Here is a 16822-nt window from a genome sequence, read left to right on the forward strand (position 1 = left end):
TCAGAAGTATCGTTAGGGATTCCCCAGGTTGTCAACGCGCCATTGGTCGAAGTCACTCTCGCGTAGCCGCTGCCGAGCGCCAGCGGCTACGTAAATGTGTGAATTACAGGAGTGAAATCGGATAGCTGACAAAAATCCGGTTCTCATCAAATTCGTTATTGCTGAAATCCCGACGCATGGTCGAGTTGCGCCATTTGACGTTGAGGTTCTTCAGCGCGCCGCTCTGCACCGTGTACGCCAGCTCCGATTCCCGACCCCATTCCTTGCCATCGGTGATCACCCCGGTGTGCACGTTACTGCCGCTGATATAGCGGTTCATCAGGGTCAGCCCCGGAAGGCCGAGCACCACGAAGTTGAAGTCATGGCGCACCTGCCAGGATTTTTCCTTTGCGTTGTCGTAGCTGGCGTTGTAACTGTCGTTGGCCAGGGCGCCGCCGCTGGTGCCGTTGATCCGCATCCACGCGCTGTCGCCAGTGAGTTTCTGCAGGCCCACATAGAAGGTGTTGCCGTTGTATTTGGCCGAGAGCAGGGCGAAGGCGGTCTTGTTGTCGAGGTCGCCAGCCAGGGCGCTGCCGTCTTCCTTGCCATTGAAAAAGCCAAGGTTGGCGCCCAGGGTCCAGTCGCCCACGGGTTGGCTGTGGGTCAGGTTGAAATAGTGTTGCTGGTAGATATCGCTGAGTTCGGCGTACCACACGCCGACCTGGGTGCGTTTGTCGTTGAACGTGTACTCGCCACCGCCGAAGTTGAAACGGTCCGAGGTAAACGCGGCTCTGCCGTTCATGAACATGTCTTCCATGCTCGCGTCGTTTCGCGGGCTGTTGCCGCGGAACTGGCCACCGTAGAGGGTCAGGCCGGCAATTTCGTTGGAGGTCACCTGGCCGCCGCGAAACGTCTGGGGCAGGGAGCGACCATCATCGGAGCGCAGGATTGGCAGCACGGGCATCCATTCGCCCACCTTCAATTCCGTCTTCGACAGCCTGGTTTTCAGCGCCACGCCCAGACGCCCAAAATTATCGGCGGGGCGGCCGTCATCGTGGATCGGCAGCAACTGGGTACCGCCGGTGCCTTTGCCGCCATCGAGCTTTTGCGAGTACAGGCCGAGCACGTCAATCCCGAAGCCGACCGTGCCTTGGGTAAAGCCGGATTTGGCATCGAGAATGAAGCTCTGCGTCCACTCTTCGGCCTTGCCCTGCGGGTTGGTCGGGTTGGTGAAGTTGCGGTTGAAATAGGCGTTGCGCAGGTTGAGCGTGGCTTTGGCATCGTCGATGAAACCTTCGGCCTGGGCATTGAGGGGCAGGGTGAACGCCAGGCTGCTGAGGCCGAGAAGGCCGATACGCGCGGAGGAATTGCGGGCGAATTGACTCACGGTGAAGCTCCCTTCGATTGTTGTTTTTATTGTTTGTCATACGTTGTCGTACAACATTAGACGGGATATTTGCGGGGATTTCGGGATGTGTCAAGCAGAAGTTGTACGATGATCTGCGCCACGGTGATGGCGTGTGGCCAGGGTCAAATAATGTGGGAGCGTTCCACTTGAGGTGCAGTGGATTTAGCCGGCTATGACCATTGGCGGCAAGGTCCCTAGCAAGGAAACGGCCGCCACCGCTGAAACACCTAGTAACCATTCAAGCATCACACTGATTTTCAAAGCGCCCAGCCGCTGTTCGCAATGTTCAATACGCAATCGATTCAGCACCGCCAGGGCCAGCATACCGAACACCAACATCACCTTGATCAACAGAATCAGTGCAAACCCGCTGAACAGCGGCGTCGGCCACAGCTGCCCGGTCAACACGCGCACATTGATCAATCCGGTCACCAGCAAACCGACGACCAGGGCATAACCCACGCCGCTGAAACGCCTGAGGATCGGTTCCAGCGTGAATGGCTGCGGCTGTTTGAGGATCAGCACCAGCAACAGCAACCCCCCAAGCCACGCGCCCACGCAGACCAGATGCCCCACCTGATTAAGGATCAGCAATTGCCCGCTGAGCCCATCCAGCATGGCGCCATGGCCCACAGGAGCGAGGGTCGCCAGCAGCGATGCGGTCAACGGCAGGCGCAATAGCGGCCAGGGTTTGATCAGCACAATCACCAGCAACAGGTTCAGCAGCAAATGCCAGGCCCACACCTGGCCAAAAAAGGTTTTGCCCAGCACCAGTTGGAGGGTGGCCGGTTGCAACGCCGCGTCCCAGCTGCCCGCCATACTGGCGGTGATCAACAGCAGCCAGGCGACGCCGGAGAACAGGCCCAACCCAGCGAGGCTGCGGGTGATACGCTCGAGTTGCCGATCCAGCACCGGCTGCGGTTCAGCGCCCAGCAGCCAGGGCCTGAATGCACAGGCCCCGAACATCAGCAACACGACGATGAAATGCGCAAAGCGGCACAGCACCAGCAGGGTTGCCATGGGTTATTGGCCGACCTTGAAGCTGTATTCGCCATTGCTCTTGTGGGTATCGACCGAGACGGCGTTCCACACCACTTTGTAGTTACCAGCAGCCAGTGGGGCGGCAGGCGTCACTACCAGGGTTTTCTTGTCGGCGTCCGGGGTTTCCAGGCCCTTGATGGCGATTTCGGTGCCGTCCTTGCTCAGGGACACCTTGGTGAAGGTGGCCTCGACGCCTTCACTGAAGGTCAGGCGCAGATCAGCGGGCGTGGCGACGGTGCTGTCGGCGGGGGGTGTGGCGCTTTTCAGGTGAGCATGGGCAAACGCCGCCGAAGCCCCCAGCAAGGACGCGAGCAGGGCGACGGTGGTCAGGGTTTTCTTGATCAACATTGTTCAATACCAATCAATGGGCAGGAGCAGGCAGTGTACGAAGTTTCGGTTCAGCCTGTCGCCCCGATCTAGAGCGAATGGTAGTCTTTGGGCTCTCTCGTTGTCAGGGAGCCCTCATGGGCAATCACAAGATCGGAATTCGTCGGGTCAACGTCGAAAAAATCCTGCTGGCGGCGGAGAAAATCTTCGCCGAAAAAGGCTACGGCAGCACCGCCATGGCCGATATCGCCGAAGAAGTGCAACTGCCGCGCTCAAACCTGCACTACTACTTCACCACCAAAAGTGAGTTGTACAGCGCGGTGCTGTTCGACCTGTTGGAAGTGTGGAAGCAGGACGCCCTGAGCTTCGAGACCTTTGATGATCCGCGGGTGGTACTCAGCAGTTACATCCGCGCCAAGATGCAGCGCTCGCGCACCCGGCCGTATGGCTCGAAAGTCTGGGCCAACGAAATCATCCACGGCGCGCCGACACTCGGGGAGGCGCTGGATGAAAGCCTGTACGACTGGGCCAAGATGAAGGAAGCGAAAATTCGCCAGTGGGTGGAGGACAAACGCATCCTGCCGGTTGAGCCGTCGAGCTTGCTGTACATGATCTGGGCCTCGACCCAGCACTATGCCGACTTTGATCATCAGGTGAAGATCCTGAATGATCACCAGCCTTTGTCGGATATGCAATTCGAGAAGGCGATACAGACGGTGACAGGGGTGATTTTGCGGGGGATTGGGTTGGAACCTTGATGTCACGGTGCGGCTGAAGGCCCCATCGCAGGCAAGCCAGCTCCCACCGTTGAGCGCATTGTTCCTGAAGGAATGCACTCGAATGTGGGAGCTGGCTTGCCTGCGATAGCGATCTAGAGCGCTACACAGCCTCTCGATAGGGATTCCTCGGATCTTGCGTCCAGTTCAAATACGGCTTGCCCGAGTCGATCGGCACCATCTCGATGCAGTCGGCCACCGGGCAGGTGATCTGGCACAAATTGCAGCCCACACATTCATCATCGATCACTTCGTACTTATGCGTGCCATCCGCCAATTTCAAACTGGCAATCGCCTGGTGCGACGTGTCCTCACAGGCAATATGGCAACGCCCGCAGCCAATACAGGCTTGCTGATCGATCTTCGCAATCACCTGGTAGTTGATGTCCAGGTACTTCCAATCCGTCGTATTGCCCACCGCGCGTCCGGAAAATTCCTGCAGGCTGGCGTAACCCTGACTGTCCATCCACCGCGACAGCCCGTCCTTCATCTCTTCCACAATCCGAAACCCGTGCAGCATCGCCGCCGTGCACACCTGCACCGCGCCACAGCCAAGGGCAACGAATTCCGCCGCGTCGCGCCAGTTGCCGATGCCGCCAATGCCACAGATCGGCAGGCCCTGTGTCTGCGGGTCACGGGCGATTTCGGCGACCATGTTCAGCGCAATTGGCTTAACCGCCGAACCGCAGTAACCGCCGTGGGTGCTTTGTGTGCCAACCACCGGCAGCGCGACCATGCGTTCCAGGTCGACGCTGGTGATGGAATTGATGGTATTGATCAGCGACACCGCATCCGCACCACCGCGATACGCCGCGCGCGCCGCCACGCGAATGTCGGTGATATTCGGCGTGAGCTTGACGATCACCGGCAGCGAGCAATACGTCTTGCACCAACGCGTGACCTGCTCCACATACTCCGGCACTTGGCCGACCGCCGCACCCATGCCGCGCTCGGGCATGCCATGGGGGCAGCCGAAGTTCAGCTCGATACCGTCGCAACCGGTGGCTTCCACCCGCGGCAGGATGTTTTTCCAGGATTCCTCAACGCACGGCACCATCAGCGACACGATCAACGCGCGGTCGGGCCAGTCCTTTTTCACCTGGGTGATTTCCCGCAGGTTGATCTCCAGCGAGCGGTCAGTGATCAGCTCGATGTTATTGATGCCCAGCACTTCACGGTTGGCACCGTAGTGCGCCGAGTAGCGTGACGACACGTTGACCGCCGCCGGGTCTTCGCCCAGGGTTTTCCACACCACGCCGCCCCAGCCGGCTTCAAACGCACGGACCACGTTGTAGGCCTTGTCGGTGGGCGGCGCGGAGGCCAGCCAGAACGGGTTGGGGGCTTTGATACCGGCGAACACAATCGAGAGATCGGCCATTACGCTGCCTCCACATTCAGCATGAGTTGGGCGTGCATGGCTTCAGCGGCCAGCTTGCCGTGTTGCACTGCCTGCACGGTGAGGTCCTGGCCAAGGCTGACGCAATCGCCGCCGGCGTATACGCCGGGAATGCTGGTGCGCAGCTGTTCATCGACGAAGATTCTTTCACCGACACGTTGCAGTTGCTGGGCCAGCGGATCGTGCAGCGCCTCGCTGTCAAACCCTTGGCCGATGGCCTTGAAGATTGCATCGGCGGCCAGCTCGAAGGTTTCGCCGGTGGGGTGCAGGCGCCCGTTTTCCAGGCGCGTGCGCTGGAAGCGCATGCCGCGCACGTGGCCCTGCTCATCCAGCAGCACTTCTTCAGGCTGGGCCCAGGTCAGCAGGCGGACCTGGTTGGCTTTGGCGATGTCCTGTTCGTGGTGGGTGGCGCCCATATCTGCCAACCCTCGACGGTAAACGAGGTTCACATCACGAGCACCGAGGCGGGCCATTTGCACGGCCATGTCGATGGCGGTGTTGCCGGCACCGAGCACGATGCAGCGGTCGGCCAGGGGCAGCTGGGTCAGGTCGTCGGCTTGGCGCAGCTCGCGGATGTAGTCGGTGGCGGCGAGCAGGCCGGGAGCGTCCTCGTGGGCTAAACCGAGCTGTTTACTGGCGGCCAACCCGAGGCCGAGGAAGACTGAGTCGAATTGCGGGTGCAGGTCGCTCAAGGTCAGGTTGTCGCCCAGGCGCTGGCCGTGGCGGATCTCGATGCCGCCAATCTGCAGGAGGAAATCCAGTTCCTTCTGCGCGAAGTCATCCACCAGTTTGTACTTGGCGATCCCGTATTCATTCAGGCCACCGGCTTTTTCCCGTGCTTCGAAAATCACCACGTCATGGCCGTGCAAGGCGCTGCGGTGGGCACAGGCCAAGCCTGCCGGCCCGGCGCCGACCACGGCGATGCGCTTGCCGGTAGGCGCGGCGCGGTGGAAGGGGTGTTCGCTGAAGTGTGCATTGTCGATTGCATAACGTTGCAGCAAGCCGATCAGCACCGGGGCGCATTCTTCGGCGTTGTTACGCACGCAAGCCTGCTGGCAGAGGATCTCGGTGGGACACACCCGAGCGCAACTGCCGCCAAGGATATTGGCCGAGAGGATCTTCTGCGCGGCGCCTTGTACGTTTTCGGTGTGGATGTTGCGGATGAACGACGGAATGTCGATTTCGCTGGGGCATGCGTTCACGCACGGTGCGTCGTAGCAATACAGGCAGCGCGAGGCTTCCAGTTGGGCCTGGCGGGCGTTGAGCGGCGGCGCCAGGTCGGTGAAATGGCTGGCGAGCGTGGGTCCATCCTCAGCGGGATGGGGGAGGTGGGTCAGGGTCTGGATCACGGTGTTGGCCTCACGGTTATTGAGGTGCTGCCTCTGATGGGCATTGATTTTTTGGTGCCTGTGCTCGCGAATGCGATATCAGCGGTTCACAGCGACTGGCTTGGAATACGCCGCCCGCTTGCTCAACTGCTCAAACACCGCCGGATACGCCGGCCGCTCCACATACCGCCCGGCACCGCGTTCGGCACGCAGGTCGCCATCGACCCAGACCAGCTTGCCCTGGCTGATGGTATGGCTCGGCACGCCGCGCACGGTTTTGCCTTCGAAGATGTTGAAGTCGACTTTCTGGTGGTGAGTCTTGGCGGAAATGGTCCGTGTACCCTCGGGGTCCCACAGCACCAGATCAGCATCGGCCCCCACGCGGATCGCGCCTTTGCGCGGATAAAGGTTGAAGATCTTCGCGGTATTGGTGGAGGTCAGCGCAACGAACTCCTGCATCGACAGGCGCCCGGTGTTGACCCCTTCATCCCACAGCAGCGCCATGCGGTCTTCGATCCCGGCAGTGCCATTGGGGATCTTGCTGAAGTCGTCACGGCCAGCGGCTTTTTGCTCGGCGCAGAAGCAGCAGTGGTCGGTCGCGGTGGTGTGCAGGTTGCCGGACTGCAAACCATGCCACAGCGCTTCCTGATGCCCGTGCGGGCGGAAGGGTGGGCTCATCACGTAGCCGGCGGCGGTCTGCCAGTCAGGGTGCTGGTAGACGCTGTCATCCAGCAGCAAGTGGCCGGCGAGTACTTCGCCATAGACCGGTTGGCCTTTGCTGCGGGCGTAGGTGATTTCATCCAGCGCTTCCTTGGTGGACACGTGCACCAGGTATAACGGCGTGCCGATGGTTTCGGCGATGCGAATGGCGCGGCTGGCCGCTTCGCCCTCTACCTGCGACGGGCGCGACAGCGGGTGCGCTTCCGGGCCGGTGATGCCCTGGGCCATCAGCTTGCGTTGCAGGTGATACACCAACTCGCCGTTCTCAGCATGCACCGTGGGCACCGCGCCCAGTTCCAGGCAGCGTTCGAAGCTGGCGACCAGGGTGTCATCTGCCGCCATGATCGCGTTCTTGTAGGCCATGAAGTGCTTGAAGCTGTTGATGCCGTGGTGGCTGACCAGTTCGGCCATTTCCTCGCGCACCTGCTCGCTCCACCAGGTGATCGCCACGTGGAAACCGTAGTCGGACGCGGATTTTTCCGCCCAGCCCCGCCACAGGTGAAACGCCTCCATCAAGGGTTGCTGCGGGTTGGGAATCACAAAGTCGATGATCGACGTGGTGCCCCCCGCCAGGCCTGCTGCCGTGCCACTGAAAAAGTCTTCACTGGCCACGGTCCCCATGAAGGGCAATTGCATATGGGTATGGGGGTCGATGCCGCCGGGCATCAAGAATTGGCCGCTGCCGTCGAGTGTTCCAGTGCCGGCGGGAATATCCAGATTCGTGCCAATGGCCCGAATGAGACCGCCTGCGCATAAAACATCGGCGCGGTAACTTTCATCATGGGTAATAACGGTGGCGCCACGGATCAACAGCGACATGTCGAGTTCCTCACAGGCTTGACCGGCTTGTGCCAGTTCTAAGTGTTGTAATGCTGCTTACCGATGGCGGGTTAATTCCTGTCATCAGTGACAGGAATAGAAACTAGCCCGAGTTTTTCGATTGGGCAAGAAGATTTTTTATAAGCTTATTCAAGCGTTAACTTATTGATTTATATATATAAAATATAAAAATCACCAAAATGTAGCGTTCACTCACCATTTTGACGCACTTGACAGGTTCCTAAATTGAGCAACATTTCTTATTGCAAATCAGGCGCTTGAGACATGCCTCTTGACGGGGGAGGGAAATAAAAATAATTGTGTTGCACCAGATTGAGTCCTGAGGGTTCTGACAACTTTCGTATTGTTTAGCCTGAGCAGTGCGGCATGTACCGAGGGATAAATCGGAAAGCTGATAAACATCAGCACGTTATATAAGCGGTGCGGGTTCAAGGTGGGGTGTCGGCACGGATATTGAGTGCAGTGGCGGCTGGCCGGACCCGTGATGTCATGTTGTTTACGAGGTACTCCGGCCATCCAGCGCACAGCGTTGGATGAGCAAAAATAATTCGAAAAAACCGTGGAGCGGCCATGCAACAGAACAGATCGCAAGTCATTGAACGCAACGGCCTGTACGAATTAGACGCCGGCCCCGACGTCCTCGACAGCCCTCGCTACAACCACGACATGGCACCGTCCAAGGTGCACGAACGCACTTGGAACAAGTGGCACATCACCGCGTTGTGGGTCGGCATGTCGATCTGCGTGCCCACCTATACGCTGGGTGGGGTGCTCACCGCGTATTTCGGGTTGTCGGTGGGTGAAGCGCTGGTGGCGATCCTGCTGGCCAATATCGTGGTGCTGATCCCGTTGACCCTCAACGCCTTCCCTGGCACCAAGTACGGCATACCGTTTCCGGTGTTGTTGCGTTCGTCGTTTGGCATTCTTGGTTCGAACGTGCCGTGCCTGATCCGGGCGCTGGTGGCATGTGGCTGGTTTGGTATCCAGACGATGTTTGGCGGGCTGGCGATTCACCTGTTCCTGGGCTCGATTTTCGAGGGCTGGAAGTCCCTTGGCGGCACCGGCGAGGTGATCGGGTTCATGATTTTCTGGACGCTGAATCTATGGGTGGTACTGCGCGGCGCCGAGTCGATCAAACGCTTGGAAACCCTGTCGGCACCGCTGCTGGTGGCAGTGGGGATTGGTCTGCTGGTGTGGGCGATGCCTAATGTGTCGATCAGCGAGTTGATGGCGATTCCACCCAAGCGCCCCGAAGGTGCGAGCCTCACCGGTTACTTCATGGCCGGCCTCACGGCGATGGTGGGTTTCTGGGCGACATTGTCGCTGAATATTCCGGACTTCAGCCGTTACGCCAAAAGCCAGAAAGACCAGATTCTCGGGCAGATCTTCGGCCTGCCGCTGACCATGTTCCTGTTCGCCTCTCTTGGTGTGATCATGACCGCCGCGTCGGTAAAACTGGTGGGTGTGAGCGTGTCCGACCCGGTGACCCTGATCGGCCATATCCAGAGCCCGGTGTGGGTCGCCGTGGCGATGGCGCTGATCATCGTCGCGACGTTGTCCACCAACACCGCCGCGAATATTGTTTCGCCCACCAATGACTTTCAGAACATCGCGCCCAAGCTGATCAACCGCACCACCGCCGTGATGCTCACCGGTCTGGTCGGGTTGGCGTTGATGGGGCATGAACTGCTGAAGAAGCTCGGGCTGATCGTTTCCGATGTAAGCCTGGAAACCGTCTACTCCAATTGGTTGCTGGGTTATTCAAGCCTGCTGGGACCGATCGCCGGGATCATGGTGGTGGACTACTTCATCACCCGCAAACAACAGCTTGATCTCGCAGGTCTGTACCGCGACGACGTGTACCCGGCGTGGAACTGGAGCGGGTTTATCGCGTTTGGCGTGCCGGTGGTGATGACCCTGCTGTCGCTGGGCAGTGATGCATTCAGCTGGTTCTACAGCTACGGCTGGTTTACCGGATCGGCGCTGGGTGGCGTGTTGTATTACGGCCTGAATGCCCGGCGTGGTGTCAGCCCGGCCACCGCCAAATTGCCTTTATAAACACGGTCAATGTGGGAGCTGGCTTGCCTGCGATAACGGTGTGTCAGCCACGGAAAATGTTGGATGTGCCGCCGTCATCGCAGGCAAGCCAGCTCCCACAGTTGACCGAGTCAGTTCATAAGAATATAGCCTGAGGAGATCCCCATGAACGCTGCCCTCGACGTTCTGCAATCCACCCATCAGCACATCAACCGCGACCGCCTGTGGCAGTCGTTGATGGACTTGGCCAGACTCGGCGCCACCCCCAAGGGCGGTGTGTGTCGCCTGGCTCTCACCGACCTTGATCGCAAGGCCCGCGACTTGTTTGTGCAGTGGTGTGAAGAGGCGGGTTGCACGGTGACCGTCGACGGCATCGGCAACATCTTCGCCCGTCGCCCGGGGCGCAACCCCAACCTGCCGCCAGTGATGACTGGTAGCCATATCGACACCCAGCCCACCGGCGGTAAGTTCGACGGTTGCTTCGGTGTGCTGGCGGGTGTGGAGGTGCTGCGTACGCTCAATGACCTCAAAGTGGAAACCGAGGCGCCGTTGGAAGTGGTGGTGTGGACCAACGAAGAGGGCTCGCGCTTTGCGCCCTGCATGATGGGCTCGGGCGTGTTTGCCGAGAAATTCACCCTGGCGGACACCCTGGCCAAGGTGGACGTGGACGGCGTCAGCGTGGGCGACGCGCTGAACGCGATTGGCTATGCGGGTTCGCGGCCGGTCAGTGGGCACAAGGTAGGCGCCTATTTCGAGGCGCATATCGAACAGGGGCCGATTCTTGAAGACGAGAAAAAGACCATTGGCGTGGTGCTGGGCGCCCTTGGGCAGAAGTGGTTTGACCTGAAACTGCGCGGCGTTGAAGCGCACGCGGGACCGACGCCGATGCACCTGCGCAAGGATGCCCTGGTGGGCGCGGCGGCGGTGGTGGCGGCGGTCAATGCGGCGGCGCTTGGGCATCAACCGCATGCGTGCGGCACCGTTGGCTGCCTGCAGGCTTACCCCGGTTCGCGCAACGTCATTCCGGGGGAAGTGCGCATGACCCTGGATTTCCGTCACCTGGAGCCGGTGCGGCTGGACTCGATGATTGCCGAAGTACGCAAGGTGATCGATGAAACTTGCGCCAAGCACGGTTTGAGTTTCGAGATGGCACCTACGGCAGATTTTCCACCCCTGTATTTCGACAAGGGCTGCGTGGACGCTGTGCGTGATGCCGCGAATGGGCTGGGGTTGTCGAACATGGACATCGTCAGCGGGGCAGGGCATGACGCGATCTTTGTTGCCGAACTGGGCCCGGCGGGGATGATTTTTGTGCCCTGTGAAGGCGGCATCAGCCATAACGAAATCGAAAACGCCGCACCGGATGACTTGGCGGCGGGGTGTGCGGTGCTGCTAAGGGCGATGGTGGCCGCGTCGGCGGCCATCGCCAGCGGCAAACTGGCGGCCTGAATGGCGCCCGCTCAGGCCAATTCGGTGGCGGTGTTTTTCACCACCGCCAACTCCGGATGCGCCACCAATTTATCAATGTGCAACTCGTCATTGTTCAACCAGGTCTCGGTCAGTACCCGGTAATGCTCCATGTCTCGGCAGCGCATGCGCAGGCTGTAGTCAAACGGGCCGCTGATCAGCTGGCACTCGAACACCTGCGGGCAGGCCTTCACACAGGCTTCGAAGGCTTTCTGCGCCGAACGCCCGCTCTGGTTGGACAAGGCCACCAACACCAGCAACGAAAGGCCTGGTGAAACCATCTGCACATCAATGATCGCCCCATACCCACGGATCACCCCGCGTCGCTCCAGCTTGCGCACCCGCTCCAGGCAGGGCCGGGGCGTGAGGTGCACCAGCGACGAGAGCTTTTCGTAGGTGATACGCCCCTGGTGCCGCAGCACTTCGATGATGGCTTCATCGATGCGGTCCAGCGCAGGGGAAGAATGGGGTCCGTTGGCCTTGGTATCCATGGTTTTCACTTCAAACGGTTGAGAAAAAATGGCGGCAAACGCCTCGCGTTTGCCTGACCCGTCACATGGTACGGCCTTCCTGCGTCAACGTCTGTATGCGGTCGAGGGCTTGCAGCACGCCTCAGGCGCGCTTTTTCTGCTGCGCGCGTGGCTGCTGCGCCAGGCGTGCGAACAGGTCTTTCGGATCCGCCAGGTCCGGCACCAGCGCCAGGTCGCTGCCCACGTCCAGCGCCTTGGCCACGTCCAACACGTAGCGCAGGGCCGAGTAATCTTCGATGGCAAAACCCACCGAATCGAACAGGGTCACTTGGTGCGCGTTTTCGCGGCCGGGCTGCTGGCCGTTGATCACTTGCCAGAGTTCGGTCACCGGCGAATTGTCCGGCATGTGCTGGATTTCACCTTCGATGCGGCTTTGCGGTTCGTACTCGACGATCACCCGGGCGCGCTCGACGATACGTCGGTCCAGCTCGGTCTTGCCGGGGCAGTCGCCACCGACCGCGTTAAGGTGCATGCCGGGTTCGATCATGTCATCGGTGAGGATAGTGGCATAGGCCTTGTCGGCGGTGACGGTGGTGACGATGTCCGCACCTTTCACGGCGTCGGCCACGCTGCTGGCCAGGATCACCTTGATCGCCGGGAACGCCTTGAGGTTGGCCGCCAGTTTGGCGGTGGCCTTGGCATCGATATCGAACAGGCGGATCTCATTGATGCCAAGCATGGCATGGAAGGCCAGGGCCTGGAATTCACTCTGCGAGCCGTTGCCGATCAGCGCCATGCTGCGGCTGTTGTCGCGAGCCAGGTAGCGGGCGACCAGGGCCGAGGTGGCGGCAGTGCGAATCGCGGTAGTCAGGGTCATTTCCGCCAGCAGCACCGGTTTGCCTGTGTCGACATCGCCCAGCGCGCCAAAAGCCATCACGGTGAGCATGCCGGCCAGGGTGTTCTTCGGGTGGCCATTGACGTACTTGAAGGCATACAGCGACGCGTCGGATACCGGCATCAGTTCGATCACGCCATCCGGTGAGTGGTTGGCCAGGCGCGCGCATTTTTCGAAGTCCTGCCAGCGCAGGTAGTCGGCGCGGATGTACTCGGCCATCTCGGTGATGCAGGTGGGCAGGCTTTTTTGCGAGACCAGGTAGCAGAGGTCGTTGACGTCGATGTAGCGGGTCATGTGAGGCTCCTTGTTATTCGAGGGTACGTCCAACGTTTTCTGCTGCGCGTGAGGCGGCACGGCAGGCAGGTGCAGTCGGGTTATTGTGTGGGTTATCTGCGGATTATCCCGGCTGAAACGCAGGGGTGGCTCAGCCGGGAAAGCTGAAAAGTGCAGTCCGTCAGCCGAATCGGCTGTGAAGGTGAGGTGTGATCGAAATGGGGGAGCTGGCTTGCGCCTGCATTGGTATTGTGGTGTCAGGTCTAGCGCCGTCAGTCAGGAGGAATCATGTCGACCGCAGTACGTCTTGCCCAACCCGCCGATGCCGAGGGGATCAGCCAGGTCATCCTGGCGGCTTTGCACAGCAGCAATGCACAGGATTACCCGGCGGATGTGATTGCGCGGGTTGCGACCAACTTTACCCCGGAGGCCGTGCTGGCGCTGCTCACGCGCCGGGTGGTGCTGGTGGCGATCAAGGACCAGGTGATCGTTGCCACGGCGGCCCTGGACGCCAATGTCGTGCGTTCGGTGTTCGTCAATCCGGCGCTGCAAGGGCAGGGCATTGGCCGGCTATTGATGATCGAGGTCGAACTGCGCGCCCGTGAGGCCGGGGTGACGGTACTGAGTGTGCCGTCATCGCTGACCGCCGAGCCGTTCTATACCAAACTGGGGTTTCACACCGTGCGCGATGTTTACCATGGCAACGAGCGTACGTTGGTGATGGAAAAGGCGCTGCTGTCCCGGCATCCCATCGGCCCGTATCGCGACCGTCAGCATCGCGCGCAGGTGGTTGCGTTGTGGCAGGAGGCTTTTGGTTACGAGACGGCGCATAACCTGCCGAGGCTCGCGATCGATAAGAAGCTGGCGGTCAACGATGGGCTTTTTTTCGTCGCGATGGATAAAAAGGTTGTGATCGGTACGGTGCTTGCCGGGTATGACGGGCATCGTGGGTGGCTGTATTCGGTGGCGGTGCACGCAGATTATCGCCGGCACGGCCTGGGTTCCTCGCTGGTGAGGCATGCGGAACAGGCGTTGACTGCCTTGGGTTGTATGAAGATCAACCTGCAGATCACCGGGGGGAATGATGCGGTGGTGGGGTTTTATGAAGCGCTGGGGTATGGGGTGGAGCCGAGGATAAGTATGGGGAAGAAGATTGCGGGGAATATTCCGGCTCAATCTTAAGAACACTGGAGATCCAATGTGGGAGCGAGCAAGCCCACTCCCACATTGGTTTTGTGGTGTTGCCGGTGTTGCGGGTGTTCTGGTTAGACTTTGACGATCCAGCCTTCTGGGGCTTCGACTTCGCCGGTCTGTACGCCGGTCAGCTCTTTGTAGAGCTTCTGGGTGATCGGGCCGACGTCGGTTTCGCTGTGGAACACATGCAGCTTGCCGTTGTACTGGATGCCGCCGATTGGCGTGATGACCGCAGCCGTACCGCAGGCGCCGGCTTCCTTGAACTGGTCCAGCTTGTCGATGAACACTTCGCCCTCGACCACGTTCAGGCCCAGGCGGGTCTGGGCCAGTTCGATCAGCGACAGGCGGGTGATGCCCGGCAGCACCGAAGGCGACTTCGGCGTGATGAACTGGTTGTCGTGGGTGATCCCGAAGAAGTTGGCCGAGCCGACTTCTTCGATTTTCGAGTGAGTCATCGGGTCCAGGTAGATCGCATCGGCGAAACCGGCTTTTTTCGCTTCCGAACCTGGCATCAGGCTGGCGGCGTAGTTGCCACCCACTTTGGCAGCACCGGTGCCTTGTGGCGCGGCGCGGTCGAAAGTGGAGATCTGGAAGTTGTGTGGCACCAGGCCGCCTTTGAAGTAGGCGCCGACCGGGATCGCGAACACCGAGAAGATGAACTCCGGTGCGGTACGTACGCCGATGTTGTCACCGGTGCCGATCACGAATGGGCGCAGGTACAGCGCGCCGCCACTGCCGTACGGCGGGATGAACCGCTCGTTGGCCTTGACCACTTGTTTGCAGGCGTCGATGAACACGTCGGTCGGCACATGCGGCATCAGCAGACGGGCGCAGCTGCGCTGCATTCGGGCGGCGTTCTGGTCCGGGCGGAACAGGTTGATCGAGCCGTCCTTGCAGCGGTAGGCCTTGAGGCCCTCGAAGCATTGCTGACCGTAGTGCAGGGCGGTGGAGCCCTCGCTGATGTGCAGCACGTTGTCGTCGGTCAGGGTGCCTTCTTGCCATTCGTCGTTTTTCCAGACCTGGAGAAACCGCTTGTCGGTCTTGATGTAGTCAAAACCCAGCTTGTCCCAATTGATGCTTTCGTTACCCATGACACCCTCTATCTCTGGTCAACCGCCTGGTCAGAGGCAGGCTTGTCGGTTTTTTTCTGGATGGGCGCAACAATACTTCATTCTTGCTTTATGTGGGAGCGGGCTTGCTCGCGAATACAGAGTGTCAGTCAGTACGCCGGTGACTGATCCACCGCATTCGCGAGCAAGCCCGCTCCCACAGGGGAATTGCATCAGAATTACAGGTGTAGGGCGTGGCCCAGGGCCCTTAAAGCGGCTTCCTGAACGGCTTCGCCGAGGGTCGGGTGGGCGTGGATGGTGCCGGCAACGTCTTCCAGGCGTGCGCCCATTTCCAGGCTAAGGCCGAACGCGGTGGACAGTTCCGAGACGCCAGCGCCAACCGCTTGCCAGCCGACGATCAGATGATTGTCACGGCGTGCAACGACGCGCACAAAGCCGGTTTTCGACTCCAGGGTCATGGCCCGGCCATTGGCGGCGAACGGGAAGCTCGACACGATGCAGTCCAGGCCGGCAGCCGTGGCCTCGTCTGGGGTCTTGCCGACCACCACCAGTTCCGGGTCGGTAAAGCACACCGCCGGGATCGCGGCCGGGTTGAATTCGCGGGATTTACCGCTGATCAGTTCGGCCACCATTTCGCCCTGAGCCATGGCGCGGTGCGCAAGCATCGGTTCGCCGCTCAGGTCGCCGATGGCCCATACGTTGCGCATGCTGGTCTGGCAGTGCTTGTCGATCTTGATCGCCGCACCGTTCATGTCCAGGTTCAGCGCTTCGAGGTTCCAGCCCTGGGTATTGGGGTTGCGGCCCACGGCAACCAGCACCTGGTCCGTTTCCAGCGACAACGTGTCGCCATTCGGATCGCGCACTTGCAGGCAGTTGTCCGCAAAACCGGTGACGCTGTGCTTGAGGTACAGCTTCACCCCCAGTTGCTTGAGGGATTCATTCACGGGTTGGGTCAGCTCGGCGTCATAGGCTGGCAGGATGCGGTCCTGGGCCTCGACCATACTGACCTCGGCGCCGAGCTTGCGGTAGGCAATGCCCAGCTCCAGCCCGATATAACCCCCACCTACCACGATCAGCCGCTTGGGCACGCGTGTCGGTGCCAGGGCTTCGGTGGAGGAGATGATCGGCCCGCCAATCGGCAGCATCGGCAAGTTGACGCTTTTCGAACCGGTGGCCAGCAACAGGTGTTCGCACTGAATGCGCTGGTCGCCGACGTCGACGGTTTTGCCGTCCACCACCTTGGCCCAGCCGTGGATCACTTGCACCTTGTGTTTCTTCAACAGCGCAGCGACGCCCGTGGTCAACCGGTCGACGATGCCATCTTTCCATTCCACGCTTTTGCGGATGTCCAGGGTCGGCACATCCACTTCGATGCCCAACTGTGAGCCCTGGCTATGGTGCACGGTTTGCTGGAACTGCTCGGCCACATGGATCAACGCCTTGGACGGAATGCAGCCGATATTCAGGCACGTGCCGCCGAGCGCCTGGCCTTCTACCAAAATGGTCGGGATACCCAGTTGACCCGCCCGAATCGCTGCCACATAACCGCCAGGGCCGCCGCCGATAATCAGCAGCGTGGTATTCAACGTCTGAGACATGCC

The 16822-nt window shown here is 60.3% G+C and carries 14 protein-coding genes; 4 read left to right on the plus strand and 10 right to left on the minus strand.

All coding sequences use genetic code 11. The features are described from left to right. Nucleotides 1-103 precede the first annotated feature (103 nt). From AACY44_RS22755 to copC, 3 genes are all read right to left on the minus strand, one after another. Nucleotides 104-1366: an OprD family porin gene (locus AACY44_RS22755; RefSeq protein WP_339420059.1), complete on the minus strand. Its 1263-nt coding sequence runs from the start codon at nt 1364-1366 to the stop codon at nt 104-106. A gap of 183 nt (nt 1367-1549) precedes the next feature. Next, on the minus strand, nt 1550-2407 hold the full coding sequence (gene copD, locus AACY44_RS22760) for a copper homeostasis membrane protein CopD (protein ID WP_339456283.1): 858 nt from the start codon (nt 2405-2407) through the stop codon (nt 1550-1552). A 3-nt stretch (nt 2408-2410) separates the two neighbouring features. Beyond that, entirely contained in the window at nt 2411-2776 is a 366-nt protein-coding gene (gene copC, locus AACY44_RS22765) for a copper homeostasis periplasmic binding protein CopC (RefSeq protein WP_339531113.1), read from the minus strand. A gap of 116 nt (nt 2777-2892) precedes the next feature. Here copC and AACY44_RS22770 point away from each other — a divergent pair, with 116 nt between their 5' ends. Continuing rightward, entirely contained in the window at nt 2893-3513 is a 621-nt protein-coding gene (locus AACY44_RS22770; RefSeq protein WP_049709047.1) for a TetR/AcrR family transcriptional regulator, read from the plus strand. 121 nt (nt 3514-3634) lie between these two features. On the opposite strand, the gene preA is transcribed toward AACY44_RS22770, so the two are convergent. The 3 genes from preA to hydA all read right to left on the minus strand — a co-directional run bounded on the left by preA (nt 3635) and on the right by hydA (nt 7794). Further along, the gene (preA, locus tag AACY44_RS22775) at nt 3635-4909 is read right to left on the minus strand and encodes an NAD-dependent dihydropyrimidine dehydrogenase subunit PreA (protein ID WP_339420064.1); all 1275 of its coding nucleotides are present in this window, start codon (nt 4907-4909) and stop codon (nt 3635-3637) included. Then, nucleotides 4909-6276, minus strand: coding sequence for an NAD(P)-dependent oxidoreductase (locus AACY44_RS22780; RefSeq protein ID WP_339420066.1), 1368 nt, complete (start codon nt 6274-6276; stop codon nt 4909-4911). Before AACY44_RS22780 ends, preA begins: the two co-directional genes overlap by 1 nt. 78 nt (nt 6277-6354) lie before the next feature. Next, a complete protein-coding gene (gene hydA / locus AACY44_RS22785) occupies nt 6355-7794 on the minus strand; it encodes a dihydropyrimidinase (protein ID WP_339531115.1) in 1440 nt (479 codons plus the stop codon). 591 nt (nt 7795-8385) lie between these two features. Between hydA and AACY44_RS22790 the strand changes: the two genes are divergently transcribed. After that, nucleotides 8386-9873, plus strand: a complete 1488-nt coding sequence (locus AACY44_RS22790) for an NCS1 family nucleobase:cation symporter-1 (RefSeq protein ID WP_339420070.1) — start codon at nt 8386-8388, stop codon at nt 9871-9873. 144 nt (nt 9874-10017) lie between these two features. Further along, entirely contained in the window at nt 10018-11301 is a 1284-nt protein-coding gene (locus AACY44_RS22795) for a Zn-dependent hydrolase (protein ID WP_339420072.1), read from the plus strand. Between the two features lie 11 nt (nt 11302-11312). Here AACY44_RS22795 and AACY44_RS22800 read toward each other — a convergent pair whose 3' ends face one another. Continuing rightward, a complete protein-coding gene (locus AACY44_RS22800; protein ID WP_016974875.1) occupies nt 11313-11810 on the minus strand; it encodes an Lrp/AsnC family transcriptional regulator in 498 nt (165 codons plus the stop codon). A 121-nt stretch (nt 11811-11931) separates the two neighbouring features. Further along, nucleotides 11932-12978, minus strand: coding sequence for an ornithine cyclodeaminase (locus tag AACY44_RS22805; protein ID WP_339438931.1), 1047 nt, complete (start codon nt 12976-12978; stop codon nt 11932-11934). Nucleotides 12979-13245: 267 nt separating this feature from the next. On the opposite strand from AACY44_RS22805, the gene AACY44_RS22810 reads away from it, so the two are divergent. Then, nucleotides 13246-14139 (plus strand): GNAT family acetyltransferase, encoded by an 894-nt coding sequence (locus AACY44_RS22810; RefSeq protein WP_339420075.1) that lies wholly within the window; start codon nt 13246-13248, stop codon nt 14137-14139. An 83-nt stretch (nt 14140-14222) separates the two neighbouring features. On the opposite strand, the gene AACY44_RS22815 is transcribed toward AACY44_RS22810, so the two are convergent. Both AACY44_RS22815 and lpdA read right to left on the minus strand, forming a co-directional pair. After that, entirely contained in the window at nt 14223-15242 is a 1020-nt protein-coding gene (locus AACY44_RS22815) for a branched-chain amino acid aminotransferase (protein WP_339420078.1), read from the minus strand. 197 nt (nt 15243-15439) lie between these two features. Beyond that, nucleotides 15440-16819: a dihydrolipoyl dehydrogenase gene (lpdA, locus tag AACY44_RS22820; protein ID WP_339531117.1), complete on the minus strand. Its 1380-nt coding sequence runs from the start codon at nt 16817-16819 to the stop codon at nt 15440-15442. Between the last annotated feature and the right edge of the window lie 3 nt (nt 16820-16822).

The organism is Pseudomonas sp. RA_15y_Pfl1_P11, from assembly GCF_963970975.1.
Lineage (GTDB): Bacteria > Pseudomonadota > Gammaproteobacteria > Pseudomonadales > Pseudomonadaceae > Aquipseudomonas > Aquipseudomonas tritici.